This is a genomic window from Dietzia sp., from assembly GCF_036741115.1.
GTDB lineage: Bacteria > Actinomycetota > Actinomycetes > Mycobacteriales > Mycobacteriaceae > Dietzia.
Genome location: NZ_DAINST010000156.1, coordinates 1 through 2,022, shown reverse-complemented (window position 1 = coordinate 2,022; position 2,022 = coordinate 1). Strand labels below are relative to the sequence as shown.

Annotated in this window: 4 protein-coding genes; all 4 read right to left on the bottom strand. The window is 70.4% G+C overall.

Translation table 11 applies throughout. The features are described from left to right. Positions 1-155 (bottom strand): S4 domain-containing protein (locus V7E05_RS14165; protein ID WP_333620270.1); only part of this gene is annotated, 155 nt, incomplete at its 3' end. Further along, the gene (locus V7E05_RS14160) at positions 152-403 is read right to left on the bottom strand and encodes a hypothetical protein (RefSeq protein WP_333620269.1); all 252 of its coding nucleotides are present in this window, start codon (positions 401-403) and stop codon (positions 152-154) included. The genes V7E05_RS14160 and V7E05_RS14165, both read right to left, overlap by 4 nt. Continuing rightward, entirely contained in the window at positions 400-1,155 is a 756-nt protein-coding gene (locus V7E05_RS14155) for an IMPACT family protein (protein ID WP_333620268.1), read from the bottom strand. The genes V7E05_RS14160 and V7E05_RS14155 overlap by 4 nt, the downstream gene beginning before the upstream one ends. 25 nt (positions 1,156-1,180) lie before the next feature. After that, a partial coding sequence (locus tag V7E05_RS14150) for a pyridoxal-phosphate dependent enzyme (protein ID WP_333620267.1) occupies positions 1,181-2,022 on the bottom strand: 842 nt, incomplete at its 5' end.

Below are 2,022 nucleotides of genomic sequence, written 5' to 3'. Positions count from 1 at the left end.
GGTGCGACCTTGTGCGAGGGCGGGACGGACTCACCGTCGATCTTCACGTGCCCCGCGCGGCACGCCTTCGCGGCCTGGGTGCGCGAGGGGAACAGTCGCACCGCCCACGTCCACGCGTCGACGCGGCCCGTGGCGCCGGAATCGTTGCCGCTCAGCGGCCCGTCCCCCCGACGCCGTTGTTCGGGTCGATGCCCTTGCGGACCTTGGACCAGTAGTAGGCCCCTCCGCCCACGGCGACGACGAGACCGAGGACCAGCCAGAACCACGTGGTGAATACGAGCGAGAGGACGACGCCGCCGACTACTCCGCCGCCCACGCAGACCGCCGCCGAACGGGCGCTCTTGCGGACCTCCTGCTTGCGGGCCTCGATGGGGTTGTTGTTGTTGTACGGCTGCATCGTCATGCGTCCAACGGTACCGCCCGCTCGGTGCGCACGGCAGGCTCAGGAACCCACCCGGCTCCCCCGGCGGTGAGCGCCGCGAGGAGGGACGCCGCCGGGCCGATGTCGTCGGTGGCGATCCGCAACGTCACCTGCTCGGCGTAGTCCGTTCCCACGACGTCGATGCCGAGCGAGCGCACATCCGCCTCGAGGCGGCCGGCGATATCGTGCCCGATCCGGGTGCTCCAGCCGCGCGTCGTCACGACCTCCACCAGGCCCGCAGCCCGCGCGTCCGCGACGGCCAGCGCCACCGCATCGCCGTAGGCGCGGACGAGCCCTCCCGTTCCGAGCTTGGTGCCGCCGAACCGGCGGATCACCACGGTCACGACGTCGGAGAGCCCGGCTCCGAAGAGCTGATCGAGCATCGGTGTGCCGGCGGTCCCGGAGGGCTCCCCGTCGTCCGACGAACGGGCGATGGGCATGGCGCCGGGCTGCTCGGATTGCGCGTCGAGCACGAAGGCCGAGCAGTGGTGGCGGGAATCCGGGTACGCCTTTCGTTGCTCGGCGACGAACGCCCGCGCCTCCTCTTCGGAGGACGCACGCGTGAGCCGGCAGAGGAATCGGCTGCGCTTCTCCTCGTATTCGCCGCTCGCGACAACCCCTGCGGGGAGGGTGAGCACGGGATCGGGAAGGGGTTCGGTGCGGGCACCGGCGCTCTCGGCACCGGCGCCGCCCTTACCGACGGCTCCGGCGCCCTCTATCTCAGCGTTTCCCACGATTATCGCCCGCGCCCGCCGTGCTCTACGTGAGGTACGTGTATGCCGGGGTACCCGGCTCGAGGCGCTCGCAGTGCAGCGGCGAAGCGTCCATGCGCTGCTGCAGGGCGCCGAGGTCCTTGGCATAGCCGAGCTCGATACCCACGAGGGCGGTGCCGGTATCGCGGTTGTTCCGCTTGAGGTACTCGAAGCGGGTCACGTCGTCTTCGGGACCGAGGACCTCGTTGAGGAAGCGGCGCAACTGGCCCGGTTCCTGCGGGAAGTTGACGAGGAAGTAGTGCTTGAGCCCCTTGTGGACCAGCGAGCGCTCGAGGATCTCGCTGTAGCGCGAGACGTCGTTGTTGCCCCCGGAGAGGATGCACACGACGCTCGAGCCGGCATCGATGTGGAGGTACTCGAGGATCGCCGTGCTCATCGCCCCGGCGGGCTCGGCGATAACCCCTTCGGTCTGGTAGAGGTCGAGCATCGCGGTGCACACCGCGCCCTCGTCGATCGTGCGGACGTCGATCCGGTCCGCGAGCGCAGAGTACGCCTTCCATGGCGTGTCCCCGATCCGCTTGACCGACGCGCCGTCGACGAACGTGTCGACGTGCGAGAGGGTCACCTGCCGTCCCTCGCTCGCCGCGGCCGTGAGCGAGGCGGCGCCCTGCGGCTCGACCGCGACGATCCGACAGTCCGGCGCCTTCTCGGCGAGGTAGGTGGCGATGCCGGCGAGGAGTCCGCCGCCGCCGACGGGCACGATCACGAGGTCGGGAGTCGTGTCGAGCTGCTCGAGGATCTCCACCGCGATGGTGCCCTGGCCCGCGACCGTCTCGGGGTGGTCGAAGGGCGGCACCATCGTGGCGCCGTAGTCCGAGGCGTCGGCGA